At 66.8% G+C, this 26623-nt stretch carries 20 protein-coding genes; 12 read left to right on the top strand and 8 right to left on the bottom strand.

Features of this window, described 5'->3' with window-relative positions:
- Nucleotides 1–172: 172 nt before the first annotated feature.
- The 6 genes from bamA to lpxB all read left to right on the top strand — a co-directional run bounded on the left by bamA (nt 173) and on the right by lpxB (nt 7407).
- Nucleotides 173–2701: an outer membrane protein assembly factor BamA gene (bamA, locus tag HNR60_RS05380; RefSeq protein WP_184255105.1), complete on the top strand. Its 2529-nt coding sequence runs from the start codon at nt 173–175 to the stop codon at nt 2699–2701.
- Nucleotides 2702–2732: 31 nt separating this feature from the next.
- Complete coding sequence (gene lpxD, locus HNR60_RS05375; protein WP_184255103.1) at nt 2733–3809, top strand: UDP-3-O-(3-hydroxymyristoyl)glucosamine N-acyltransferase; 1077 nt, start codon at nt 2733–2735, stop codon at nt 3807–3809.
- Nucleotides 3809–4264 carry a 3-hydroxyacyl-ACP dehydratase FabZ gene (gene fabZ, locus HNR60_RS05370; RefSeq protein WP_184255101.1) on the top strand — a complete coding sequence of 152 codons (456 nt, stop codon included), beginning with the start codon at nt 3809–3811 and terminating at the stop codon, nt 4262–4264. The genes lpxD and fabZ overlap by 1 nt, the downstream gene beginning before the upstream one ends.
- 261 nt (nt 4265–4525) lie before the next feature.
- Nucleotides 4526–5347, top strand: a complete 822-nt coding sequence (gene lpxA / locus HNR60_RS05365) for an acyl-ACP--UDP-N-acetylglucosamine O-acyltransferase (RefSeq protein WP_184255098.1) — start codon at nt 4526–4528, stop codon at nt 5345–5347.
- Between the two features lie 18 nt (nt 5348–5365).
- Entirely contained in the window at nt 5366–6220 is an 855-nt protein-coding gene (locus tag HNR60_RS05360; RefSeq protein ID WP_184255096.1) for an LpxI family protein, read from the top strand.
- A complete protein-coding gene (gene lpxB / locus HNR60_RS05355) occupies nt 6220–7407 on the top strand; it encodes a lipid-A-disaccharide synthase (protein ID WP_184255490.1) in 1188 nt (395 codons plus the stop codon). The genes HNR60_RS05360 and lpxB overlap by 1 nt, the downstream gene beginning before the upstream one ends.
- Before the next feature lie 80 nt (nt 7408–7487).
- Here the strand turns inward: lpxB and gltA are convergent, their stop codons facing one another.
- The gene (gene gltA, locus HNR60_RS05350; protein ID WP_184255094.1) at nt 7488–8792 is read right to left on the bottom strand and encodes a citrate synthase; all 1305 of its coding nucleotides are present in this window, start codon (nt 8790–8792) and stop codon (nt 7488–7490) included.
- A gap of 169 nt (nt 8793–8961) precedes the next feature.
- Nucleotides 8962–10386 carry a glutamate--tRNA ligase gene (gltX, locus tag HNR60_RS05345; protein WP_184255092.1) on the bottom strand — a complete coding sequence of 475 codons (1425 nt, stop codon included), beginning with the start codon at nt 10384–10386 and terminating at the stop codon, nt 8962–8964.
- A 155-nt stretch (nt 10387–10541) separates the two neighbouring features.
- On the opposite strand from gltX, the gene HNR60_RS05340 reads away from it, so the two are divergent.
- Both HNR60_RS05340 and HNR60_RS05335 read left to right on the top strand, forming a co-directional pair.
- On the top strand, nt 10542–12221 hold the full coding sequence (locus tag HNR60_RS05340) for a glutamine--tRNA ligase/YqeY domain fusion protein (protein WP_184255090.1): 1680 nt from the start codon (nt 10542–10544) through the stop codon (nt 12219–12221).
- Between the two features lie 89 nt (nt 12222–12310).
- Nucleotides 12311–14635 (top strand): ComEC/Rec2 family competence protein, encoded by a 2325-nt coding sequence (locus tag HNR60_RS05335; RefSeq protein ID WP_184255088.1) that lies wholly within the window; start codon nt 12311–12313, stop codon nt 14633–14635.
- Between the two features lie 263 nt (nt 14636–14898).
- On the opposite strand, the gene lexA is transcribed toward HNR60_RS05335, so the two are convergent.
- The 5 genes from lexA to HNR60_RS05310 form a co-directional block, all read right to left on the bottom strand.
- Nucleotides 14899–15612, bottom strand: a complete 714-nt coding sequence (gene lexA / locus HNR60_RS05330) for a transcriptional repressor LexA (RefSeq protein ID WP_184255086.1) — start codon at nt 15610–15612, stop codon at nt 14899–14901.
- Nucleotides 15613–15776: 164 nt separating this feature from the next.
- Nucleotides 15777–16988, bottom strand: coding sequence for a molybdopterin molybdotransferase MoeA (locus tag HNR60_RS05325; RefSeq protein WP_184255084.1), 1212 nt, complete (start codon nt 16986–16988; stop codon nt 15777–15779).
- Nucleotides 16989–17142: 154 nt separating this feature from the next.
- Nucleotides 17143–17496 carry a hypothetical protein gene (locus tag HNR60_RS05320; protein ID WP_184255082.1) on the bottom strand — a complete coding sequence of 118 codons (354 nt, stop codon included), beginning with the start codon at nt 17494–17496 and terminating at the stop codon, nt 17143–17145.
- A gap of 306 nt (nt 17497–17802) precedes the next feature.
- Nucleotides 17803–19794 carry a methyl-accepting chemotaxis protein gene (locus HNR60_RS05315; RefSeq protein WP_184255080.1) on the bottom strand — a complete coding sequence of 664 codons (1992 nt, stop codon included), beginning with the start codon at nt 19792–19794 and terminating at the stop codon, nt 17803–17805.
- 217 nt (nt 19795–20011) lie between these two features.
- A complete protein-coding gene (locus HNR60_RS05310) occupies nt 20012–20638 on the bottom strand; it encodes an HAD-IA family hydrolase (RefSeq protein ID WP_184255078.1) in 627 nt (208 codons plus the stop codon).
- A gap of 197 nt (nt 20639–20835) precedes the next feature.
- Here HNR60_RS05310 and HNR60_RS05305 point away from each other — a divergent pair, with 197 nt between their 5' ends.
- A complete protein-coding gene (locus HNR60_RS05305) occupies nt 20836–21687 on the top strand; it encodes an OmpA/MotB family protein (RefSeq protein WP_184255076.1) in 852 nt (283 codons plus the stop codon).
- 144 nt (nt 21688–21831) lie between these two features.
- A complete protein-coding gene (locus HNR60_RS05300) occupies nt 21832–23031 on the top strand; it encodes an ABC transporter substrate-binding protein (protein WP_246432830.1) in 1200 nt (399 codons plus the stop codon).
- A gap of 223 nt (nt 23032–23254) precedes the next feature.
- On the opposite strand, the gene HNR60_RS05295 is transcribed toward HNR60_RS05300, so the two are convergent.
- Nucleotides 23255–25819: a cation-translocating P-type ATPase gene (locus tag HNR60_RS05295; protein ID WP_184255071.1), complete on the bottom strand. Its 2565-nt coding sequence runs from the start codon at nt 25817–25819 to the stop codon at nt 23255–23257.
- Nucleotides 25820–26040: 221 nt separating this feature from the next.
- On the opposite strand from HNR60_RS05295, the gene HNR60_RS05290 reads away from it, so the two are divergent.
- Nucleotides 26041–26469 (top strand): hypothetical protein, encoded by a 429-nt coding sequence (locus HNR60_RS05290; RefSeq protein WP_184255069.1) that lies wholly within the window; start codon nt 26041–26043, stop codon nt 26467–26469.
- The gene (locus HNR60_RS05285) at nt 26426–26623 is read left to right on the top strand and encodes a hypothetical protein (protein ID WP_184255067.1); all 198 of its coding nucleotides are present in this window, start codon (nt 26426–26428) and stop codon (nt 26621–26623) included. Before HNR60_RS05290 ends, HNR60_RS05285 begins: the two co-directional genes overlap by 44 nt.

The following is a 26623-nucleotide window of genomic DNA, read 5'->3' as shown; positions in this document are numbered from 1 at the left end:
GCCGCGATTCGGAGCCCGTGGCCGATAGGCAACGTCTTGGAATGAAATTGAAATTGCACCGCGAATGGCCGTTTGCCCAATCGACAAAATTGTCTACAAGCGGTGCAGCGAATGGGAATCTGCCGGTGCGCTGGGGTGCAATCCGGCACGGAATGACAAGGGCGCGTTGCGCATGAACGTTGGAATGCGAGTGTTGCGGGGGGGCCTGACGGCTGCTCTGGTATTTTTCGCCATGCCGGTCGCCGTTTCGGTGACCGCCGCTCTGGTGACGTCGCCCGCGGCTGCCCAAACGGCCGACTCGATCGCCGTGGAGGGAAACCGGCGCGTCGAGGTCGAGACCATCCGCTCCTATTTTAAGCCGGGCCCCGGTGGTCGACTCGACCAGGGTCGGATCGACGACGGCCTCAAGGCCTTGATTGAGACCGGCCTGTTCCAGGACGTGCGCATCAACCAGGCCGGTGGCCGGCTGGTGGTGACCGTGGTGGAAAACCCGGTGATCGGCCGCGTCGCCTTCGAAGGCAACAAGAAGGTCAAGGACGAGCAGCTCACCGCGGAAATCCAGTCGAAGCCGCGCGGCACGCTGTCGCGCCCGATGGTGCAGTCCGACGCGTTGCGGATCGCCGAAATCTATCGCCGCTCCGGCCGCTATGACGTGCGCGTCACGCCGGAAGTCATCGAGCAGCCGAACAACCGCGTCGACCTGGTGTTCACGGTCGAGGAGGGCGCCAAGACCGGCGTCCGCTCGATCGAATTCATCGGCAACAACGCGTTCTCGTCCTATCGCCTGAAGGACGTCATCAAGACCCACGAATCCAATTTCCTGAGCTTCCTCGCGTCCGGCGATCTGTACGATCCGGATCGCGTCGAGGCCGATCGCGACCTGATCCGCCGCTACTATCTCAAGCACGGCTACGCCGACGTGCAGGTGGTTGCCGCGCTGACCGAATACGATCCGGAGAAGAAGGGCTTCCTGGTCACCTTCAAGATCGAGGAAGGCCAGCAGTATCGCGTCGGTTCGGTCGAATTCCAGTCGACCATCCCGAACCTCGACCCCAACTCGTTCCGCAGCTATTCGCGGGTGTCGGTCGGTTCGCTGTACAACGCCGAAGCGCTGGAAAAGTCGGTCGAGGAGATGTCGATCGAGGCCTCCCGCCGCGGCTATTCCTTCGCCACCGTGCGTCCGCGCGGCGACCGCAACTTCGACAATCACACCGTGTCGATCGTGTTCGCGATCGATGAAGGTCCACGCACCTACATCGAGCGCATCGACGTGCGCGGCAACACCCGCACCCGGGATTACGTGATCCGCCGCGAGTTCGATCTGTCCGAAGGCGACGCCTACAACCGCGCCTTGGTCGATCGTGCCGAGCGCCGGCTGAAGAACCTCGACTTCTTCAAGAGCGTGAAGGTCGTTACCGAGCCCGGCTCGTCCAGCGACCGCATCATCCTGGTGGTCGACCTCGAAGAGAAATCCACCGGCGACTTCTCGGTGTCGGGCGGCTATTCCACCAGCGACGGCGCGTTGGCCGAAGTCTCGGTGTCGGAACGCAACTTCCTCGGCCGCGGCCTGTTCGCCAAGGCCTCGGTCAGCTACGGCCAGTATTCCCGCGGCTATTCGCTGTCGCTAGTCGAGCCCTATCTGCTCGACTACCGGGTGGCGCTCGGCCTCGACCTCTATCAGCGCCAGCAGCTCGCCAACAGCTATGTCTCCTACACCACCAAGACGCTCGGCTTCAGCCCGCGGCTCGGCTTCGGTCTGCGTGAGGATCTGTCGCTGCAGGTGCGCTATTCGATCTATCAGCAAGAAATCTCGCTGCCGGACGCGCTGAACAATTGTAACAATAACTTTGGCACGTCGGCCTATTTCCCGACGCCGGGCTACATCAACGCCGGAAACTTCAACAACACCGGCTATGGTAACTATGGCTGTCTCGGCGATGGCGAAGCCGCGCTTCCGGTCCGCATCGAGCTGCAGGACGGCAAGGCGCTGACCTCGGCGATCGGCTACACGCTGACCTACAACACCCTGGACAACAACAAGAACCCGACAGACGGCCTGCTGATCGATTTCCGGCAGGATTACGCCGGCGTCGGCGGCGACGTCAGCTATCTGAAGTCGGCGTTCGATGCGAAGTACTACACCCCGCTGGTCGCCGATATCGTCGGATTGATCCACGTGCAGGGCGGTATCCTGAACGAAGCCGGCGGCAAGGACATCCGCATGCTGGATCACTTCCAGATGGGTCCGAACCTGGTGCGCGGCTTCGCGCCGAACGGCATCGGTCCGCGCGACATCTCGAACTACGGTCTGACCGGCTACGGCGATGCGCTGGGCGGCACCAAATATTGGGGCGCGTCGGCAGAATTGCAGATGCCGTTCTGGTTCCTGCCGAAGGAAGTCGGCGTGAAGGGCGCGATCTATGCCGACGCCGGTTCGCTGTGGGACTACAAGGGGCCGACCTCGTGGTCGCTGACCAACCAGGTCAACACCGCGACCTGCGTCCCCGCCACCAAGAACGATGTCGGTACCTGTGCTGGCATGACCTACGACGACAGCAATCTGGTCCGCACCTCGGTCGGTGTCGGCTTGATCTGGGCCTCGCCGTTCGGCCCGCTGCGCTTCGACTACGCGATCCCGCTCACCAAGGGTCAGTTCGACCGGGTGCAGCAGTTCAAGTTCGGTGGCGGTACCTCGTTCTGAGCCCCTGCGGGGCCAGACTGCGACGGGCGTAATGGCGCAACCATCGTTCTTTGAGAAAAGCCCTTCGTCGACGCTGGCTGAAATCGCCGCGTTGACGAAGGCGGATCTGGTCGACGCCTCGCGCGCCGACCTGCGCATCACCGGCGTGGCCTCGCTCGACGAAGCCGGGCCGATGCACCTCAGCTTCTTCGAAAACGTCAAATACGCCGGACAGCTGGCGCAGACCCGCGCCGGCGCGGTTCTGGTCAGCGAGCGGTTCGAGGCCAGCGTGCCGCCGCACGTCGCGGTGCTGCGCGCCAAACGCCCGTTCCGCGCCTTCGTGGCTTATGCCCGGATCATCCACGGCGACGCGATGCGGCCGCAGTCCGGGTTCGACCTCACCGGGATCGCGGCGTCTGCGGTGATCCATCCGACCGCGCGGCTGGAGGACGGCGTCACCGTCGATCCGTTGGCGGTGATCGGGCCACATGTGGAGATCGGTGCCGGTTCGGTGATCGGCTCCGGCGCGGTGCTGTCGCCGGGCGTCCGCATCGGCCGCGACTGCAACGTCGGCGCCGGCACCGTGATTCAGTTCGCGCTGATCGGCAACAACGTGCTGATCCATCCCGGCTGCCAGATCGGCCAGGACGGCTACGGCTTCATCTTCGCCGAGACCCACCAGAAGGTGCCGCAGACCGGCCGCGTCATCATCCAGAATGACGTCGAGATCGGCGCCGGCACCACCATCGACCGCGGCAGCCTGCGCGACACCGTGATCGGCGAGGGCAGCAAAATCGACAATCAGGTGCAGATCGGCCACAATGTAACAATTGGTCGACATTGCCTGATTGCCGCGCAATGCGGGCTTGCCGGAAGCCTGACGCTCGGCGACAACGTCGCCCTGGGCGCCAAGGTCGGGATCAACAATCACCTCCACATCGGCGACGGCGCCCAGGTGACCGCGATGAGCGCGGTCAAGGACGACGTGCCGGCCAATGGCCGCTGGGGCGGCTACTTCGCAAAGCCGACCAAGCAATGGTTCCGCGAGATCCTCGCGGTGGAGCGCCTGCCGAAGAGCGGTGCGCCGGGCGCTGATTCGAAGGATGCGAAGGGCGAGAGGCAAGGTTGATGGAGTCACCGATCAGAATCGAGACCGTGGACATCAACACGATTCTCAAAACCCTGCCGCATCGCTATCCGTTTCTGCTGATCGACCGCGTCGTCAACATCCGCCAGGATTACAGCGGCATCGGCATCAAGAACGTCAGTTTCAACGAGCCGGCGTTTCTCGGGCATTTTCCGGAGCGGCCGGTGTTTCCCGGCGTGCTGATGATCGAGGGCATGGCGCAGACCGCCGGCGTGATCGGCATCATGTCGGTCGAGGGCACCGAGAAGCCGCGCGCGGTGTATTTCCTCACCATCGACAAGTGCAAGTTTCGCAAGCCGGTGCTGCCGGGCGACACCATCGAATATCACATGAAGAGCATCGGCCGGCGCAAGGCGATGTGGTGGTTTCACGGCGACGCCAAGGTCAACGGTGTGGTGGTCGCGGAAGCCGATGTCGGGGCGATGCTGACCGACTGAGCCGCCGCGCGCTGACGAGAGGCGCGGGACGCGCCGACGCTGAGCCCGCTGCGAGCGGGCGTCGCGATGTGATCTTGCGACATTCAACGTCAGTGGACAGCCGTGGCCGCGCGGGCTAACCACACGAAATCAAAGCTTCGAGCGGATCCCAACCAGCCTCCCGGTTCTCGGACCAGCTCGGGCGCCATCAAGACTCCGGGCGGCGAGCGTTCGCATTGAAGACGCGTCGTCCGGCTCGAGAGTGACTGAGACTGGAGCTCCATGAGCAATATCGATCCCTCCGCGCGGGTTGAAGACGGCGCCGTGATCGGCGACGGCACCTCGATCGGTCCGTTTTGCATTGTCGGCCGCGACGCCGTGATCGGCGCCAATTGCCGGCTGATCTCCCACGTCAATATCGACGGCCACACCACGATCGGCGACGGCACCACGATCTCACCGTTCGCTTCGCTCGGCACGCCGCCGCAATCCACCGGCTACAAGGGCGAGCCGACCCGGCTCGAAGTCGGCAGCGGTTGCACGATTCGCGAGTCGGTGACGATGAATCGCGGCACCGTCTCCGGCGGCGGCGTCACCCGGGTCGGCGACCGCGGCTTCTTCATGACCGGCAGCCATATCGGCCACGATTGCCACGTCGGCAACGACGTGATCTTCGCCAACACGGCGACGCTCGGTGGACATTGCGAGATCGGCGATTTCACCTTCATCGGCGGCATGACGGTGTTTCAGCAGTTTACCCGGGTCGGCGCCCAGGTGATGATCGGCGGCGCCAGCGGGGTGCGCGACGACGTCATTCCCTACGGGCTGGCCAACGGCATCTACGCGCATCTGTCGGGTCTCAACATCGTCGGCATGCGGCGGCGGAAATTCACCAAGCAGCGTCTTGTCGTGGTGCGGTCGTTCTTCGATGAGCTATTCCATAGCGAAGGCCTGTTCGCCGATCGGCTCGAGCGGGTGCGGCCGCGCGTCGGCGAGGACCCGGCGATCGCCGAGATCATCGCCTTCATCGACGAGGGCAAAGCCCGCGGCGGCCGGCATCGCTCGCTGTGCATGCCGGCCGATGGCGGCAGCGTCGTCGATTAGCGGACGGGTTCGGGGGCCATGGCCGAGGTCGCGCAAATCTCCTCACCGATCGGCCTGGTCGCGGGCGGCGGCGTGTTGCCGTTCGCGGTCGCCGACTCGTTGCTTGCTCGCGGCATAACCCCGATCATCTTTGCGCTGAACGGCTTTTGCGATGCCGCCGCGCTGCACCGTTATCGTCACCACTGGATTTCGATCGGCCGGTTCGGCCGGCTGCAGAAGCTGCTGCGCGCCGAGCATTGCCGCGAGCTGGTGTTCATCGGCGCGGTGGTGCGGCCGTCATTGTCCGAGGTCCGGCTGGACTGGGGCGCGATCAAGGTGATCCGCGCGGTGATGGCGGCGTATCGCGGCGGCGACGATCATCTCTTATCCGGCATCGGCCAGATCTTCGAGCAGGACGGCTTTCGGCTGCTCGGCATCCGCGACGTCGCGCCGGACCTGTTGATGCCGGCGGGCTGCCTGACCCGCGCCACCCCCGACGGCAGCACGGTGGCGGATATCGCCAAGGGCCGCGCGGTGCTGGCGGCGCTGAGCCCGTTCGACATCGGGCAGGGCTGCGTGGTGATCGACGGCCACGTCGTGGCGGTCGAGAATATCGGCGGCACCGACGCCTTGCTGGCGAGCGTGGCGCGGCTGCGCGCGCAGCGGCTGATCCGCGCCAAGCCGCGGCGCGGCGTGCTGGTGAAGGCGCCGAAGATCGGCCAGAACCTGCGGTTCGATCTGCCGGCGCTGGGGCCGCGCACCATCGCCGGTGCCGTTGCGGCTGAACTCGCCGGCGTCGCCGTGGTCGCCGGCCACACCGTGGTCGCCGAACCGCAGCCGATGATCGAGGCCGCCGACCGCGCCGGCTTGTTCATCACCGGAATGCCAACGTGATCGCCGCCGACACCAAGACGGTGCGAAAAATCTTCCTGATCGCCACCGAGGAATCCGGCGACCGGCTCGGCGCCAGCCTGACCCGCGAGCTGCGCGAGCGGCTCGGCGAGGCCGTGCGCTTCGAAGGCGTCGGCGGCCGGGCGATGCAGGCCGAGGGCCTGGCGTCGCTGTTTCCGATCGAGGAATTGTCGATCATGGGGCTGTCGGCGGTGGCGCGGCGGTTGCCGACCATCCTGCGCCACATCCGCACCGCCGCACACGCCGCGTTGCAGGCCGCGCCCGACGTGCTGGTGATCATCGACAGCCCGGATTTCACCCACCGCGTGGCGCGCCGGGTGCGGGCGCGCGACCCGTCGATTCCGATCGTCAACTACGTCTCGCCGACGGTGTGGGCGTGGCGGCCGGGGCGGGCGAAGGTGATGCGCAAATACGTCGACCACGTGCTGGCGCTGCTGCCGTTCGAGCCGGACGAATATCGCCGGCTGCAGGGGCCGCCCTGCAGCTATGTCGGCCATCCGCTGACCGAGCAGATCGCCACGCTGCGGCCAAGCCCCGAGGAGCAGCTGCGCCGCGACGCCGCGCCGCCGGTGCTGCTGGTGCTGCCGGGCAGCCGGCGCAGCGAGATCCGCCACCATATGGCGGTGTTCGGCGAGGCGCTCGGGCTGTTACAGGCGCAAGGCGTGGCGTTCGAACTGATCCTGCCGACCATGCCGCATCTGGAGGCCTTGATCGCCGAGGCGGTGAAGCATTGGCCGCTGCAGCCGCGCATCGTGGTCGGCGAACAGGACAAGCGCGCGGCGTTCCGGATCGCCCGCGCCGCACTCGCCAAATCCGGCACGGTGACGCTGGAGCTCGCGGTCGCCGGCGTGCCGATGGTCACCGCCTATCGCGCCGGCCAGCTCGAAGCCTGGATCGTGCGCCGCAGGATCACCTCCGCCTCGGTGATCCTGGCCAATCTGGTGGTCGGCGAAAACGTCGCGCCGGAATATCTGCAGGAAGAATGCACGGCGCCGACGCTGGCCGCGGCGCTCCGCGACGTGCTTGTGGATTCGCCGCTGCGGCAGCGCCAGCTCGCGGCGTTCGCCCGGATCGACGACATCATGTCGACCGGCGCGCAGTCGCCGAGCGCCTGCGCCGCCGACATCGTGCTGGCGGTGGCGCGCGACGCCGCGCCGGTGCCGCGCTGAATCACACCGCTCGATCAACACCGCCCGCTTGAATCAAAACGGCCCGCGCGAGGCGGGCCGTTTCGTAGCATTGGTTCGGCTTACGAGCGCTGCGCGATGTCGACGTAGTCGCGGTGGGTGGCGCCGGTGTAGAGCTGCCGCGGACGGCCGATCTTCTGCTGCGGATCCTCGATCATCTCGCTCCACTGGCTGATCCAGCCGACGGTGCGGGCCACCGCGAACAGCACGGTGAACATGTCGGTCGGGAAGCCCATCGCCTTCAGCGTGATGCCGGAATAGAAGTCGACGTTCGGGTACAGCTTGCGCTCGATGAAGTACTCGTCGCTGAGCGCGATCTTCTCCAGCTCCATCGCCACCCTGAGCAGCGGATCGCCGCCATGGCCGGTTTCCGCCAGCACTTCGTGGCAGGTCTGCTGCATGATCTTGGCGCGCGGATCGTAGTTCTTGTAGACGCGGTGGCCGAAGCCCATCAGCCGCACCGAGGAGTTCTTGTCCTTCACCTGCTTGATGAAGTTGGGGATGTTCTCGACCGTCCCGATCTCCTTCAGCATGTTCAGCGCGGCTTCGTTGGCGCCGCCATGCGCCGGTCCCCACAGGCAGGCGATGCCGGCGGCGATGCAGGCGAACGGGTTGGCGCCCGACGAGCCTGCGATGCGCACCGTCGAGGTGGAAGCGTTCTGCTCGTGGTCGGCGTGCAGCGTGAAGATCTTGTCGAGCGCGCGCGCCAGCACCGGATTGACGACGTATTCCTCGCACGGCGTGGCGAAGCACATCCGCAGGAAGTTCGCCGCGTAGCTCAGCGAGTTGCGCGGATACACGAACGGCTGACCGACCGAGTATTTATAGGCCATCGCGGCCAGCGTCGGGATCTTGGCGATCATCCGGATCGAGGCGATCATGCGCTGGGTCGGATCGTTGATGTCGGTGGAGTCGTGATAGAACGCCGCCATCGCGCCGACCGAGGCCACCATCACCGCCATCGGATGGGCGTCGCGGCGGAAGCCCTGGAAGAACCGCGCCATCTGCTCGTGCACCATGTTGTGGTGCGTGACGCGGGTGTCGAAATCTTCCTTCGCGGCCTTGTTCGGCAACTCGCCGTACAGCAGCAGATAGCAGGTTTCGAGGAAGTCGCCCTTTTCGGCGAGCTGTTCGATCGGATAACCGCGATATTGCAGAATGCCGGCGTCGCCGTCGATATAGGTGATCTTGGATTGGCAGCTGCCGGTCGAGGTGAAGCCGGGATCGTAGGTGAACATTCCGGCCTGGGCGTACAGCTTGCTGATGTCGACGACATCAGGCCCGACAGTCCCGCTGAGAATCGGGAAATCATAGGTCTTGTTGCCGACCGTGAGCGTGGCGTTCTTGGTATTTGTTGTTGCGTCCATCGTGTGGTCCCCGATGAGATCGTTGCCGAGCGGCCAACTTCCGCCACCCTCTGAACCCCAGACGGCGCCGGAAACCGGACGTTCTATTTGTGCAGGTTGAATGCGTAGCTTATTGCTGTGTGCACTGCAAGACGCACCGACCTGTGCCAGGCGGACGCCAAACCTGGGTCTATTCCGAGGCTTGATCGGCCAGCCGCGACAGGCATTCCTGCCGTCCCAGCACCGCCAGCACGTCGAAAATCCCCGGCGAGGTGGTGCGCCCGGTCAGCGCCACGCGCAGCGGCTGCGCCACCGCGCCGAGCTTGAGCCCGTGCTGTTCGGCAAAGGCCCGCATCGCTGCCTCGGTGGTGGCGGCGGACCACGACGTCACCGTTTCCAGCGCGGCGCGAAGCTGAGCTATCAATTTTCGGGTGTCAGCCGTCAGCACCGCCTGAGCCTTCGGCTCGATCGGCAGCGGGCGGTCGGCCAGGATGAAGCCGGCGCTGTCGATCAATTCGAGCAGCGTCTTGGCGCGCTCCTTCAGTCCCGGCATCGCCTGCAGCAATTGCGCGCGGGTGGTGTCGTTGATCTTCGCGGCGACGTCGGCGCCATGCGGAATGTACCGCAAGACGTCTTCCAGCATGGTCACGAGCGATTGATCGTCGGCGTGGCGAATGTAGTGGCCGTTGAGGTTTTCGAGCTTGGCGAAATCGAACCGCGCCGCCGAACGGCCGATCGCCGGCAGGTCGAACGCCTCGATCATTTCCTCGGTGGAGAAGATCTCCTGGTCGCCGTGGCCCCAGCCCAGCCGCACCAAATAGTTGCGCAGCGCCGCCGGCAAATAGCCCATCGCCCGATAGGCGTCGACGCCGAGCGCGCCGTGGCGCTTCGACAGTTTCGAACCGTCCGGGCCGTGGATCAGCGGGATGTGCGACATGCTGGGAAGCTCCCAGCCGAGCGCGTCATAGATCTGCTTCTGCCGCGCGGCGTTGATCAGATGGTCGTCGCCGCGGATGACGTGGGTGACGCCCATGTCGTGGTCGTCGACCACCACCGCCAGCATATAGGTCGGGCTGCCGTCGCCGCGCAGCAGCACCAGGTCGTCGAGATTGTCGTTCTGCCACACCACACGGCCCTGGACCTGATCCTCGATCACGGTCTCGCCGGTGAGCGGCGCCTTCAGCCGCACCGTCGGCTTGACGCCGGCGGGGGCGTCGGACGGATCGCGGTCCCGCCACAGCCCGTTATAGAACCGGGTGCGGCCCTCGGCCTTGGCGGTCTCCCGCATCTGCGCCAATTCCTCGGCGCTGGCATAGCAGCGATAGGCGGTGCCGGCGGCCAGCATCTCGTCCACCACCTCGCGATGCCGCGCGGCGTTGGCGTATTGGTAGACCACGTCGCCGTCCCAACCCAGTTCCAGCCATTTCAGGCCGTCGAGGATGGCGTCGATCGCCGCCTGGGTGGAACGTTCGCGGTCGGTGTCCTCGATCCGCAGCAGCATCTTGCCGCCGCGTTTCTTGGCGTACAGCCAGTTGAACAGCGCGGTGCGGGCGCCGCCGATGTGGAGGAAGCCGGTGGGCGAGGGGGCGAAGCGGGTGACGACGGGAAGGGTCATTCAGAACTGCGATGATTGGCACGCCGGAGCGGCGCGCAGGGTGTATAGCAGGAACGATGCATAAACAAAGCTCTCGATCGGACAACCGGGGTTGGCGGGGCGCTCCGGATTTGGCACATACGCCTCAAGGTCCCGACACGCAGGAATTCACAGCAATGACGGCAGAGGCAGCGACGGCTGAGGCAGGGCGCGATTTCATTCGCGATATCGTTCAGGCCGATCTCGACTCCAAGAAACACGCGCAGATCGTGACGCGCTTCCCACCGGAGCCGAACGGCTATCTGCACATCGGCCACGCCAAATCGATCGCTCTGAATTTCGGCATTGCGCAGGAGTTCGGCGGCCGCTGCCACCTGCGGTTCGACGATACCAACCCGACCAAGGAAGAGCAAGAATACATCGATTCGATTCAGGCCGACGTGCACTGGCTCGGCTACGACTGGGGAACCAATCTCTATTACGCCTCGGATTATTTCGAGCGGCTGTACGGCTGGGCGGAAACCTTGATCGAGGCCGGTCACGCCTATGTCGACGACCAGTCGCAGGAGGAGATTCGCGTCAGCCGCGGCACGCTGACCGAGCCCGGCAAGAACTCGCCGTTTCGCGAGCGCTCGGTCGCAGAAAATCTCGAGCTGTTTCGCCGCATGAAGGTCGGCGAATTTCCCAACGGCGCAAGGGTGCTGCGCGCCAAGATCGACATGGCGGCGGGCAACATCAATTTGCGCGACCCGGTGCTGTATCGCATCCTGCACGCCACCCATCCGCGCACCGGCGACGCCTGGTCGATCTATCCGAGTTACGATTACGCCCACGGCCAGTCCGACGCGATCGAAGGCATCACCCATTCGATCTGCACGCTGGAATTCGAGGACCATCGGCCGCTGTACGAGTGGCTGTTGGACAAGCTGCCGGTGCCGTCGAAGCCGCATCAATACGAGTTCGCCAGGCTCAATTTGACCTACACGCTGTTGTCGAAGCGGGTGCTGACCGAGCTGGTGCGCCAGGGCCACGTCAACGGCTGGGACGATCCGCGGATGCCGACCATCGCCGGCTTGAAGCGGCGCGGCGTGCCGCCGGCGGCGATCCGCGAATTCGTGAAAAGGATCGGCGTCGCCAAGGCCAACAGCGTGGTCGACGTCGGCATGCTGGAGTTCTGCATTCGCGAGGAGCTCAACAAGACCTCGCTGCGGCGGATGGCGGTGCTGCGGCCGCTCAAGGTGGTGATCGAGAATTATCCCGAAGGCGAGAGCGAACAGCTCGACGCCATCAACCATCCCGACGATCCGTCGGCGGGCAGCCGCAAAATCACATTCGGTCGCGAATTGTGGATCGAGCAGGACGACTTCATGGAGACCCCGGCGAAGAAGTTCTTCCGGCTGTCGCCCGGCAAAGAGGTGCGGCTGCGCTACGCCTACTTCATCAAGTGCACCGAGGTAGTGAAGAACGACGCCGGCGAAATCGTCGAGCTGCGCTGCAGCTATGATCCGGCGACCCGCGGCGGCAATGCGCCGGACGGCCGCAAGGTGAAAGCCACGATGCATTGGCTGTCGGCGGCGGACGCGGTGCCGGCGGAAGTCCGGGTCTACAACCCGCTGTTCGTCAACCCGTCGCCGGATGCGGCCAGCTTCGCCGCGGATCTCAATCCGCAGTCGCTGGAAGTTCTCGCCGACGCCCGCGTCGAGCCGGCGGTTCTGCGCGCCGGGCCGGGCGAGGTGATGCAGTTCGAGCGGCAGGGCTATTTCGTGCCCGATCCGGAGACCACGCCGGACAAGCCGGTGTTCAACCGCACCATCGGGCTGCGCGACAGCTTCGCCAAAGAGGTCGCCAAGGGCTGACGACCTCAAGCTGAAGCTCGGCAGTCCGCGGTTGCGGCCTGCAACCTTTTGTTTCATTTTCACCGCACGGCTCGTCAGGGGCGTGCGGGGTGGACGAAGCAGGTAACAACCGGCCCAAGGCGGCAACAAGGGCGCGATCGCGGGCGCGGACCTGGCCGTTGGGCGAAGCCGCGCGGGCCACTGGCCTGGCGCCATTCGGTCTCGGCGTGTGGCAGAGCGTCGTCGAACGACTGCGCGCCTGGGCTCACGCCGAAGCCGGCGCCGGCCGGCTGCTGCCTTGGGTGCCGGTTGCGTTCGGCGCCGGCATCGCGCTGTATTTCTCAGCCGAGCATGAGCCGATCGCCTGGGTGGCGGCGCTCGCCGCTTGCGGTTTCAGCGTAGCCGCGATCGCGCTGCGCCGGCAGCGGGTGTTCGCGCTGGCGGTGCTGATCGCGGCGCTCATCGCGGGCTTTGCCACCGCGGCGCTGAAAGCCTCGCGGGTCGCTCACACCGTGCTGACGCGGCCGATGCATTCCATCGGCCTGCAGGGCTTCGTCGAGACCCACGAGGAACGCGACAAGACCGACCGCTTCGTGCTGCGCGTCACGCAGATCGATGTTTCGCGCGATCCGATCAAGTTGGAACGGGTGCGGCTGTCTGTAAAGAAGGGCACCGCGCCGCAAGTCGGCAGCTTCGTCGAATTGAAGGCGCGGCTGACGCCGCCGCTCTCGCCATTGCGGCCCGGCGCTTACGATTTCGGCCGCGACCTGTATTTCCAGGGCATCGCCGCCACCGGCTTCGTCATGGGCGCGATCAAACCGCGGCCGCCGCCCGGCGAGCCGGGGTTCGCACTGCGCTACGCCGCGACCATGCAGGGACTACGCGACGCCATCGACGCGCGGATCAGGCTGACCTTGAGCGGCGATGACCGCGCCATCGCCACCGCGCTGTTGACCGGGCGGCGCGACGCCATCACCCCGCCGGTCAACGACGCGATGTTCGTCTCCGGCCTCGGCCATGTGCTGTCGATTTCCGGCTATCACATGGCGGTGGTCGCGGGCGTGGTGTTCTTCACGGTGCGCGCGCTGCTGGCGCTGATCCCGGCGCTGACCGTGACATTCCCGATCAAGAAATGCGCCGCGGCGGCGGCACTCGCCGCGGCGCTGTTCTATCTCGTGCTGTCCGGGGCTGAAGTCGCGACGCAGCGTTCGTTCCTGATGACCGCGGTGGTGCTGATCGCGGTGATGGTCGACCGTCAGGCGATCACCTTTCGCACGCTCGCGGTGGCGGCGATGATCGTGTTGACGCTGGCGCCGGAAGCCTTGGTGCATCCGAGCTTCCAGATGTCGTTTGCCGCGACGTTGGGATTAGTTGCGCTGGTGCAGATCGGCATGCCGAAACTGTTTGCGTCGCCGGACAATTCCGCGACCGCACGCGCCGCGCTGTGGGGTGCGCGTGAAATCATGGTGCTGGGCTTGGCCTCGCTGGTCGCAGGCCTCGCCACCACGCCCTATGCGGCGTTTCATTTTCATCGGGTGACGCCGTATGGCGTGCTGGCGAATCTGTTGGCGATGCCGGTCGTCTCAGTTCTGGTGATGCCTGCGGGCTTGTTGGGATTGGCCGCGATGCCGTTCGGCTTCGACGGCGTGTTCTGGCGGCTGATGGAGCTCGGCATTGAGTGGATGATCGTGGTGGCGCAAGGCGTCGCGGCGCTGCCCGGCGCAGTCGGCCGGGTCGCGGCGTTCGGCACCGGACCGCTGTTAGCATCGACGCTCGGCATCATCCTGCTCGGGCTGTTGCGCACGCCGCTGCGCTTCGGCGGCGCGGCCGTGCTCGGGTTAGCTATCAGTTGGGCGTTGCTCACTCCGCAGCCGGATATTCTGGTGTCGGGCGACGGCCGCCACGTCGCGGTGCGCGGCGCCGACGGCCGGTTGCGCGTGATGCAGGACGGCAAGGACGCGTTTCTGCTGAAGGAGTGGCTCGCCGCCGATGCCGACGGCCGCGCGGTGAGCGATGCCTCGCTGGCCGAGGGCGTGTCGTGCGATGCGGCGGGTTGCGTCGTGCCGCTGGGCGATGGCGGCTTGGTCGCGCTGGCGCGGCGGCCGGAGGCGGTGGCGGAGGATTGCGGGCGGGTGCGGCTGATCGTGACCTTGCGGCAGAAGCCTGCGGACTGCGCGGCGCTGGTGATCGACCAGGACAGCCTGCGCCGGCAGGGCGCGCAAATCTTGCGGCAAACTGATGGCAGCGTCGTCACCCAGGCGATCCGGCCGCGCGGTGTCGACCGGCCGTGGTCGCCGGCGGTTCCGGAGGATCGAAATACCGTCGAAGGATCGGGAGGCGTCGCCTCGGGAGCGGCGGCAGGCCGTGCCAATGGGCAGGCGGCGGCGCCACTCGACGCCACGCCGCCGGAGTCGGAGCGGAGCGACGAGGACTGAAGCTCGACCCACCGGATCGGTGCGAGCCAAGCCAAATCATCCAACCAAAATGTCGTCGTCATTCCGGATTGCGAGTTCGTCAGAACGAGCAAGTCCGGAATCCATAATCCCTGCGGTGGTTATGGATTCCGGGCTCACTCGCAGCGAAGCTGCTCGTGCCCCGGAATGACGGCCCGGGACTCTTGAACCGCATCAATCCTAACCGAAAATGCTCTAGTTCAGTCGACCTCCTCAGGCGGTCGCGAACACCGCGGCTTCGTCGCTCAGTACTTCCGATACAGCCCGATCAGCTTGCCCTGGATACGGACCCGGTTCGGCGGCAGGATGCGGACCTCGTAGGCGGCGTTGGCGGGCTCGAGCGCGATCGAGGCGCCGCGGCGGCGGAAGCGCTTCAAGGTGGCTTCCTCCTCGTCGATCAGTGCCACCACGATGTCGCCGGTGTCGGCGCTGTCGTTCTTTTGGATCAGCGCCATGTCGCCGTCGAGAATGCCGGCGTCGACCATCGAATCGCCGCGCACTTCCAGCGCGTAGTGCTCGCCGGAGCCGAGCATGTCGGCCGGCATGCTGATGGTGTGGCTGCGGGTCTGCAGCGCTTCGATCGGGGTGCCGGCGGCGATCCGGCCCATCACCGGCACCGCGACGGTGCGGCCGTTGTCGTCGTCGGCGCCGAGCGAGGCGGCGGGGCGCACCTTGCCGAGATTGCCTTCGATCACGGATGGGGTAAAGCCGCGGCGGCCGTTGCCGCCGCCGGGATTGACGCCGAGTTCGGGCAGCTTGATGACCTCGATGGCGCGGGCCCGATTCGGCAGCCGGCGGATGAAGCCGCGCTCTTCCAAAGCGGTGATCAGCCGGTGGATGCCGCTCTTGGAGCGCAGGTCGAGCGCGTCCTTCATCTCGTCGAAGGAGGGCGGCACGCCGGCTTCCTTCAGCCGTTCATTGATGAAGCGCAAGAGTTCGTATTGTTTGCGGGTGAGCATTTCACCGGTCCTCAAAGCTTGGCGTTGCGGCCTGCGAGGTGGCCCGCCGCGTTTTCAGGACGTCACGAAACGGCGAAATCCCGAAAACAAATCATGAACGAACACTATCTGTTCCATATGTGTTCCGCAACCGGTTAATTTGCGGTCAAGACATTCGCTGATCGCTACAACGGGAGCTTAAGAATGCTGCACGGGGAGCCGGCTTTCGCGGCCGGCGCCAGGGCCGGCCGAATCAGCAGCGCCTGCGCCTTCGACAGATAGCCGAGCAGCGAGGAATCCTGCCGCTGCACCGGCGTCGCCACCAGCCGGCCGCTGTCGTCGAACGACAACGCGGCGCGCAGATAGTCCTCGCGGCTGTCATTGGCCGGCAGGTCCTGGCCGAGCACGGCGAGTTCGCGGCAATGCGCGACATCGCTGCGGCCGCTGAGCGCGCGGATCAGCGGCACCATGAACAGGTAGGCGCAGACATAGGACGACACCGGATTGCCGGGCAGGCCGATCACCCGCATGGCGCCGAGCCGGCCGTGCATCATCGGCTTGCCGGGGCGCATCGCGATCTTCCAGAACGCCATCTCGACGCCCTCGGCCTGAAGCGAACGCATCACCATGTCGTGGTCGCCGGCGGAAGCCCCGCCGGTGGTGACCAGGATGTCGGCCTGCTCGGCGCGGGCGCGGCGGATCGCGGCGGTGGTGGCGTCGAGCGTATCGGCGGCGATGCCGAGGTCGAAGGTCTCGGCGCCTTCGTCGCGGGCCAGCGCGTGCAGCGCGTAGCCATTGGAGTACAGGATCTGGCCGGGGCCGGGGGTGGCGCCCGGCATCAACAGTTCGTCGCCGGTGGCGAGCAGCGCCACGCGCGGCCGCCGCCGCAACGGCAGCAGCGGATGATTCATCGACGCCGCCAGCGCCAGATCGCGGTCGCTTAGCCGCGCGCCCTGGCGCAGCAGCACGTCGCCTTCGTTGAAATCGATTCCGGCGGGCCGGATGTGGCGGCCGAACTTCGCGGGCTCGTTGAGAATCACCACGTCGCCGTCGCGCGAGCAATCCTCCTGGATCACCACGGTGTCGGCGCCCGCGGGCACCACGCCGCCGGTGAAGATCCGGATCGCTTCGCCTTCACTGAGCGCGCGGTCGATCGGCCGGCCGGCGGCGACCTCGCCGATCACCCGCAGCCGGGTGCCGGGGGCGGTGGCATCGCCGCCGCGGATCGCGTAGCCGTCCATCGCCGACATCGCCTGCGGCGGCTGGGTGCGCCGCGCCGCGAGGTCGCGCGCCAAGACGCGGTGATGCGCTTCGTCGAGCGCGATCAGCTCTTCGGGAAGCGGTTCGGCGCCGGCGAGAATCGCCGCCAATGCATCGGCAACCGGCATCAGGGCCATTGCGGGAATCTCCGGGGGGCGGGGTGGCGCGAAACGCGCGGGGGAGTGAGGCGTCGCGCCGAACTGTACACCGATCCGGCCGGCGATGTCAGGCACCGCCGCGGGCAATCCGGCCCGCGCTCGCGCGCGCGAAGGCCCGCGTCGTCGCGCGGCGTTAGGGCGCCGGCAGCCGCCGGCAGTCCATCGAATAGACCAGCTCGCCCTTTTCGGTGCGGCCGATCGGCTGGCACTGCGGGAAGGCGGGCGTCGCTGCGGCGGCCGGCTGCGGCGCCTTGGCGGCGGGCGCGGGGGCCGGCGCAGTGGGCGGCGCTGCGGTCGCGACAGGCGCCGGCGCGCTCGGCTCGGCGGGAGCCGCCGTGGGGCTATCGCTTACCGCGGGCGCTCTGCCGTCCCACACCATCGGCATCTGGGCGATGGTCCAGCCGTTGCGGCTGACATAGACGTAGAGAAACCCGGCGCCGAACACCACGATCACGCCGCGCAAAATCCACTTCGCCATATCCCGCATCGGCTACTCCTGCTGTCGCCGGGCCGTGTTCCGCGATCGCGCGGCTGCGGCTCTCTTAGCGCCGGCGCAGGGCGTTCGACAAGGTGGAAGCGGCAGGCTGAGCGAGTGCGGATTGAGCGTGTCCCGGACGCGGAGCCGCGCATGCGCGGCGACGTGAGCCGGGACCGTTGCAGAGGCTGCCGTCGTAACCGCCCCGGATCTGCAGCGCACCACGCCGCAAGGGCGGCGCGTTGCACTGCGTACGGGGGCACTCTTCTATTCACAGCTCAGCGAGCGGATCGAGCGAGCCGACGATGTGTCAGTCGCTCACGCCGCTCGCACCGAGCCCAAAAATTTGCCGACCTCGGCCTTCAATCGCGCGCTCTCGCTCGACAGCGAGCGCGCCTCGGAGAACACCTGCGACGACGCAGCCCCGGTCGCGGTGGCGCCGCGCTGCACGTCGGCGACGCTGGCGCCGACCTGCCTGGTATCTTGCGCGGCCTGCTGCACGTTTTGGGTGATCGCGCCGGTGGCGCTGCCCTGCGCCTCGACCGCCAGCGCGATCGCCGCGGAGATTGCCGACATCTGCCCGATGGTGTCGCTGATCTCCTTGATCGACGCCGAGGACTGCGCGGTCGCGGCCTGGATGCCGCCGACGTGCTCGTTGATCTCCTGCGTCGCCTGCGCGGTCTGCGCCGCCAGCGCCTTGACCTCGGAGGCCACCACCGAGAAGCCGCGGCCGGCCTCGCCGGCGCGCGCTGCTTCGATCGTGGCGTTCAACGCCAGCAGGTTGGTCTGCTTGGCGATGCCGGTGATCAGCTCGACGATGTGGCCGATCCGGCTGTTCGCGGCGGCGAGTTCGCCGACCTGCGCGTTGGTGCGCCGCGTCTGGTCGGCGGCCTTGGCGGCGATCGCCGTCGACTCGCGGATCTGGCGGCCGATCTCGTCGACCGACGACGCCATCTGCTCGGCGGACGACGCCACCGATTGCACCTTGCTGGTGACTTCTCCGGACGCCGCCGCGACCGAGGAGGCGAGCTCGCGCGAGCGTTCCGCGGTCGAGGTCAGCGAACCGGCGGACTGCTCCAGCCGAATCGCCGCCGAAGAGACGCCTTCGATGATCTCGCCGATCGCCACTTCGAAGCCGTCGGCGAGCCGCGTCATATCCGCTCTGCGTCGCTCCGCGAGGATGGCGTCGTGTTGCAGGCTGGCCTCGACCTCGTCGCGCGCTTTCTGCTGCGAGATCAGCTTGAAGTGCTCGACCGCGCGCGCCATGTCGCCGACCTCGTCGCTGCGCGCCAGGCCCGGCAGCACCACCTCGAAGTCGCCGGCGGCGAGCTTCTGCATCGCGGTCGTCATCCGCGCGATCGCCCGGGCGATGCGCTGGCCGAACAGCAGCGCCAGGATGCCGATGCCAAGCGTGGCGCCGCCGATCGCCCACGCCAACAGCTTGCGCAATTCGACCGCGCTCGCCTCCGAGGACTGGTAGCGCTCTTCGGCGGCCTTGATCAGCGCGTCGAGCGTCGGGCGGTTGCGCTGATACACCGTGACGAAATCCGCGGCTTCGTCGTTCAACGTGGTCTGGCTGACCGAGAAGGCGAGAAAGCCCGCATTGTACGCCTTGATCAGCGCCGCGAGCTCGGTCTTCACCGCGGCGGGCAACTCCGATGCCGCCAGCATGTCGCCGAATTCGCCGACCCGCTTGTCGAATTGGTCGGCGTATTTCTCGTCGCCGCGCAGCATGAAGTCCTTCTCGTGCCGGCGCATCATCAGCATCAGGTTGGCCAATCGCGGCTGGTCGAATTCGGCCAACCGGCTTTCGACCTGGTGCACGGCGCCGCGCAGCTTGCCCTGCAGCCCCTGAGTCTCGTTGAAGCCGAGCACCTGCTGCGCCGACACCAGGTTCTGGAAACGGGTCAGATAAAGGTTGAAGCCGGAGCGCAGCGCGCTGGTCTGCTTCAACGGGTCGCCGTCGTCGAATTGCCCGATCATCTGCTCGATGGCGTCGAGATGGCGTTGCGCGGAGGCGACAACGGCCTTGTGACCGGCGATCAACTTGTCGTCGGGCTTGCGCAGAAAGCCGGTGGCGATCAGGCCGGCCTCGAGATAATTCGCCGACAATTCGACGACGTGCGCGCGCAGGGCGATGCGTTGCGCGGATTGCTGCTGGGCGTTGTCGGCGAGCTTCAGACCCGCCAGACAGATGGCGCCGGTCAGCAACACGCCAACTATTCCCAGCAAGGCGATCTGCACGCGCAAACCGATCCGAGGAGCCAGTTTGCCGCTCAGTTTGAGAATCGGAGCGCGAAGTGTGAACATCTGAGACAGCCTTCCAGGCGCAGTGTGATGGGTCGTGCCGATGTAACCGATCAGCATGATCGCCGCGTGATGGCCGCCGTCGTAGGAAACTAATCGAGAAGATTTGGTAAAGCGCCGCGGGCTATTTTGAATTGCGGAATCATTGCGCAGCTTCGGCGATTCTTTGTGCAGCGGCTGTCACATTTGTTACGTCAAACTGCTGCGCAGCGGTGATGCGCTACAGGCCGAGCGCATCCAGCGCGCGCGCGACATCGGCACTGCTTTGCACCTGCACCGCGATCAGCCCGCGGGCGCGAGCGGCTTCGACATTCGCGATCAGATCGTCGAAGAACACGATGCGCTCGGGCTTCGCGCCGATCTCCGCAATGACGTGGTCGTACGCGGCGGGCTCGGGTTTGCGCATGCCGATCGCCGACGACACGAAGACGCGGCGGAAATGCCCGAGCAGGTCGGCATAGGCTTGCGAGAAATGCACGACATGCGCCGGATTGGTGTTGCTGAGCGCATAGAGCGGCAGCCGCGCGGCGGCGCGCGCCAATAGCGGCGCGATGCCCGGCATTTCGCCGACGAAGATCGCGTTCCAGCCGGCGAGCCACTGCGCGTCGCTGAGCGCGACGCCGAGCTGATCGCGCAGGATGGCGAAGAACGCGGCGTCGTCGATCTCGCCGCGCTCGTGACGGTGGTAGGCATCGTCGGCCGTCCAGCGGCCGCGCAGCTCGGCGGGCGAGCAGCCGGCGTCGCGCGCCCAGGCGGCGACGGTGCGGTCGAAATCGATGTCGAGCACCACCCGGCCGAGGTCGAACAACAGGGCATCGGCGGCGTGGGGCGCAAGTGTCGCGGGCATCCGTCGCGTCTACGCGTGTCGGGCGCGTGCGGCAAGGCGCCCGTTAGAGATTTGCTAACGCTATCGACGCGTTCCGCAGCGCGGCAGCCGCCGACAAGGCAGCGTTAGCAATTCGCTGCAGCCGGAAGGGTATATTGGCTGCTTCTGGCGGAACGCGCGGCAATGCTGCGAAGATTTCTCGGCGTAGGCGACGGCGAATGGCATTAGGGCGAGCGGGCGGCAACAAGAAAAAGCCCGAAGAGGCGGGCGGCCATGTCGGCGCTTGGTTCGTCACCTTCGCCGATCTGATGGGGCTGCTGACCGGCTTCTTCGTGATGCTGGTGTCGTTTTCGCATCAGGATCAGTACAAGATGCAGATCGTCGCCGGTTCGATGCGCGAAGCCTTCGGCGTGCAGACCGACGCGCGCTGGTCGGGCGTGATCGAGTCCGATGGCGTGCCGACCCGCGGCAAGGTCAAGAACGTCGAGCATCTCGCGCCGGACCAGGCCACCAACACGCCCAGCCCGGACGAGGGCGGCGGCATGGCCAAAGTCGGCAGGCAGCTGAAGGCCGACCGCGAATTCGCGCTGGCCTCGGCCTCGCTGCGCCAGGCGCTGCAGGACATGCCGGAGATCACCGAGATTTCCAAGAACGTGATGTTCGAGGAAACCCCGCAGGGGCTCAATCTGCAGATCGTCGATCAGGAGGGCCGGCCGATGTTCCCGGACGGCTCGCCGCTACCCTATGAGCGGACCATCGCGCTGGTGCGCAAGCTGGCGGCGCCGCTGCGCGCCACCGCGCTGCGGGTCTCGATCGTCGGCCACACCTCGAGCGCGGTGACGCCGGGGCGCGACGACGACGACGCCTTCGTGCTGTCGTGGCAGCGCGCCAATGCGGTGCGGCAGCTTTTGAAGCGCGAGGGGCTGCCGAGCAGTCACGTCTTCGCGGTGGCCGGCAAGGCCGACAGCGAGCCGCTGTTTCCCGACGCGCCGCTGCTCGCCGCCAACCGCCGGGTGACCATCACCCTGATGCGCGAAAGCCCGCCGATGCCGCCGGACCTGCAGCCGTAACGGCGCTTTGGTCGCGGTTGCGAGCGGCGCCGCGCCGCCGCGGCGCCGCGAAATGTCGCCTTGCGAAAATGCGCCGCGGTGCTACTGCGGCTCCGCGACGAATGGCAGCGGAGAGGTCCGATGACGCGGGTGCGGGTGGCGCTGATGGCGGGGTGCCTGGTGACAGGCTGGGGCTGCGCCGCCGCCAAGGCCGAGATTTCCGACGACGTGGTGCGGATCGGCGTGCTCAACGACATTTCCGGCGTGTTCCAGGACACCAACGGCATGGGATCGGTGGAAGCCGCGCGGATGGCGGCGGAGGATTTTGTCGCCGGCGCCGGCAAGCCGCTCAAGGTCGAGATCGTCTATGCGGATCACCAGAACAAGACCGACGTCGGCGCTGCAATCGCGCGGCGCTGGCTCGACATCGAGAAGGTCGACGCCATCGTCGACGTGCCGAACTCTTCGGTGGGCCTCGCGGTCAATGCGCTGTTGCGCGACACGCGGATGACGTTTCTGGCCTCGACCACTGGCACCTCGGAACTCACCGGCAAGCAATGTTCGCCCAACACCATCCAATGGACCAACGACACCTGGGCCAGCGGCCACGCCACTGCGGCGGCGATGCTGGCGCGCGGCGGGCGCGACTGGTACTTCCTCACGGTGAACTACGCGCTCGGGCAGGGCATCGAAGCCGAAGCGACGCAGCACATCGAAAGCCACGGCGGCCGGGTGCTGGGCTCGGCGAAGCATCCGCTCGGCACCTCGGATTACGCCTCGCTGCTGCTGCAGGCGCAGTCCTCCAAGGCGCAGGTGGTCGGGCTCGCCAATGCCGGCGCCGACACCATCAACGCGGTGAAGCAGGCCGGCGAATTCGGCGTGCGGCAGGGCGGCCAGGCGCTGGTGGCGTTCATGATGCTGATCAACGACGTGCACGCCATGGGCCTGCCGGTGGCGCAGGGGTTGCTGCTGACCGAGAGCTTCTACTGGGATCTCAACGACGACACCCGCGCCTTCGCCAAGCGCTTCGCGCAGCGCCCCGGGATGGCCGGCAAGATGCCGAGCGGCAACCAGGCGGGGGTCTATGCGGCAACCTTGGCCTATCTCAACGCGGTCGCCGCCACCGGCAGCGACGCCGCCGCCGACGTGGTGCCGCAAATGAAGACGCTGAAGGGGCACGACAAGTTGTTCGGCGAGATCGCGATCCGCGCGGACGGCCGGGTGACGCACCCGATGTATCTGTTCGAGGTCAAGACGCCGGCGGAGTCGAACTATCCGTTCGACTACTACAAGCTGGTCTCGACGATCGCGCCCGAGCAGGCCTATCGGCCGCTGGCGGAGGGTGGTTGTGCGTTGGTGAAGTAGTTATCCACAAACGAAGCCGTCATTCCGGGGCGCGAGGGCGCAAGCCCGAACGAACCCGGAATCCAGTATTCCAGGGCGGTGATTACTGGATCCCGGGTTCACTCGCAGCTAAAGCTGCTCGTGACCCGGGATGACGGCGTCTTTTGGTGCGCGCGCTGTGCCCGGGCAACCCGACGCCGACGGTCTCGTATTTGCGAAGCGCCTCCGACCAATTGGAGATGCGCTATCGCACGCCGCCATGAATCCGCTCGCGCCACAGCGGCTTGATCAGCTCCAGCGCGAACAGCACGACCACGGCAGCGCCGAGCGTCAGCGCCAGGTCGTCGGGATGCAGAGGCCCGAACTTGAACAGCTCGCTCGCCGCCGGCCAGGCCAGCGACAGGCTGAGCACGCTGACCACCAGCAGCAGCACCGCGACCAGCGTCAGGCTCGGCCGCCGCAGCGCTGCCCACAGCGAGGAACTGAACGAGCGGTTGACCAGGATCAGCCCGACGATACTCAGCACCAGCGCGAAGAAGGTGAGCGCGCGGATCTCGGTCTCCGGCATGGCGCGCGCCTGTCCGATCGAAAACACGCCGATCACCAAAGCAAGCGCCAGCACGCCTTGCATGAGGCCCCAGCCGATCAGCGCGCCGGAAAACAGCGGCTGCTCGGGATCGCGCGGCGGCCGCTGCATCACGTCCTTCTCCTCGGTCTCGGCCTCGAACACCAGCGAGCACACCGGATCGATGATCATTTCCAGGAACGCGATGTGGATCGGCCCGAGCAGGATCGGATAGCCGAGCAGCAGCGGAAACAGCGCCAATCCTGCGATCGGCACGTGCACCGCGAAGATGAAGCCCATCGCCTTGCGCAGATTGTCGTAGATCCGCCGCCCCAGCCGCACCGCGCGCACGATCGAGGCGAAGTCGTCGTCGAGCAGCACGATCGAAGACGCCTCGCGCGCCACGTCGGTGCCGCGGCCGCCCATCGCGATGCCGATATGCGCGGCCTTCAGCGACGGCGCGTCGTTGACGCCGTCGCCGGTCATCGCCACCACCTCGCCGTCGGCTTTCAGCGCATTGACGATGCGCAGCTTCTGCTCCGGCATGATCCGCGCGAACACGGTGGCGCTGCGCACCCGTTCAGCCAATGCCGCGTCGTCCATCTGCGCCAGCGCTTCGCCGCTCACGCAATCGCTGGCGTCGAGGCCCGCGTTGCGCGCAATGGCCTTCGCGGTCGCCGGATAGTCGCCGGTGATCATCACCACGCGGATGCCGGCCGAGCGGCAGTCCTTCACCGCGGCGGGCACCGCCTCGCGCAGCGGATCGGCGAGCCCGACCAGGCCGAGAAACTCGTACTGAAAATCGCGTTGCGACGCCGGCCATTCGCCGCCGCTGAACGCGGCGCGGGCGACGCCGAGCACGCGCAATCCGGCCTCAGCCATCGCGTCGATCTGTTGCGCGAGCGCCGCGCGCTGCGCGTCGTCGAGCCGGCACAGCGACGCGACGGCCTCCGGCGCGCCCTTGGCGGCGACCACGAAGCCGCCGTCATCGCCGGCCCAGCCTTGCGACATCGCCAACAGATCCGGGCGCAGCCCATAGCTTTGCACCGGCTTGCGGTTGGCTTGCCGCTGCGTGAATGCGTCCGGCAGTGCCGTCTTGCCGAGTTCGTGAAACGCCACATCCATCGGATCGAACGGATCGGGCGCCGCCGCCAGCACGCCGGCCTGCAACAGCTCAATGAACGCGGCGGGCAGGGCGGCGTCGCCGGGGCGCAGCGCGGTGCCGTCAGGCAATCGCAGCTCCACGATCGACATCTTGTTCTTGGTCAGCGTTCCGGTCTTGTCGGTGCACAGCACGGTGGCGGAGCCGAGCGTCTCGATCGCGGCGGCGCGCCGCGTCAAGACCCGGGCCTGCGAAATCCGCCACGCCCCCATCGCCATGAACACGGTCAGCACCACGGGAAATTCTTCCGGCAGCATCGACATGCCGATAGTGATGCCGGCGAGGATCGCGTCGAGCCAGCCGCCGCGCAGCGTGCCGTACAGCACCACGGCGAGCAGGCTGACCGCGCCGCCGACGATGCCGAACACCGCGACCAGCCGCCTTGTCTGCGCCTGCAGCCGTGGCGCCTCGGTCTTCAGCGCGCTGAGCGACTGGCCGATCTTGCCGATCTCGCTGTGCGCGCCGATCGCCACCACTTCGGCGAGGCCGGCGCCGCGCACCACCAAGGATCCGGAAAACACGTAAGGCAAATCGTCGCCGCCGGGGCGGTGGATCTCGGACGACGCCGCGTCGCTGGTGGCGAGTTTGCGCACCGGCACGGATTCGCCGGTCAACAGCGACTCGTCGGTCTGCATGTCCTGGCTTTGCAACAGCGCGGCGTCGGCCGGCACCCGGTCGCCCTCCGACAACACGACGAGATCGCCGCATACCAATTCGCGCCCGGCGATGCGCTGCCGCTCGCCGTTGCGGATCACCAGCGCGCGCGGGCTGGTGAGGTCGCGCAACGCTTCCAGCACGCGCTCGGTGCGGGTCTCCTGCACCACGGTGATCACCACCGACAGGCTGGCGAAGCACAACAGAATCAGCGCCTCTTTCAGATCGCCGAGCGCCATATAGACCACGCCGCCGCCGATCAGCAGCGCCAGCATCGGCTCGCGGATTACTTCCAGCACGATGCGAAACGGCGTGCGGCGGTCCGGGCGGGGCAGTTCGTTATAGCCGTCGCGGGCCTGGCGGGCGCGTACTTCGGCGTCGTCGAGGCCGCGTAGCGGGACGGAAAGCGGGGAGGCGGTGTTGGACATCGGGCGTCCTCTTGCAACGATCGTCCGACGGGTATCGGCGCATCGCGGCGCGGGCGCAATGGCGGCGTTTGGCCGCGTAGGTCGGCGCAGCGCCACGGAAACCCCCGACGCAGACCGTCTTACTCGGCCTTTCAAAAATTTCCGGCGAGGGTCTTGAAGCGCGCCGGCGGTATTCTAATTCTTGCGCGTCCCGTTTGAAAGGAGCTGTTCGGGAGGATGCTATGAGCCTGACAAATTATGAAACCCCGCGGGCGACCCCCGCGACCATTTTGGCGTTTCCGAATCCGGCGTCCGGTTTCCGCGACCCCGACGAGGTGCTACGCGCGCCGTCGCTGTCGCGCTCCGAGAAGCGCGCCACGCTGTCGTCGTGGGCCTCCGATGCCCACGCGGTGGACTCCAAGCCCTGGCTGCGGCTGGTTCCCGGGCATGACGAGCCGGTGGCGCTGGCGGCTATTCTCGAGGCGCTACGCCGTCTCGATGACGATCCCGATCCGCCGCCGAATGGCGGCATGGCGATCCGGCTGGAAGACGTGCGGCGCCGCAGCCACGTCGCGGCCGATGCCTGGCAGCGGCGGCGCATGGCGCAGCGATCGATCGGAGGGCACTATGGTCTGGCACGACGTCACGTTCGATCCGTCGCGCTGCCCTAACTGCGGGATGCGGATGCGGCTGTCGCGGGTCGAACCGCGGCCGGTCGGGTTCGCCCACGAATTCGACCGGCATATCTATCGCTGCCTCCATTGCGACAATATCAGCCGGTTCGTGGTCGACCGCCGCGCCGCGGCCGAAGCAATGACGGCGTGA

It is taken from the genome of Rhodopseudomonas rhenobacensis (assembly GCF_014203125.1).
Classification (GTDB): Bacteria; Pseudomonadota; Alphaproteobacteria; order Rhizobiales; family Xanthobacteraceae; genus Rhodopseudomonas_A; species Rhodopseudomonas_A rhenobacensis.
Note: the sequence above shows the minus strand (reverse complement) of the source record. Positions and strands in the feature narration are given on the sequence as shown.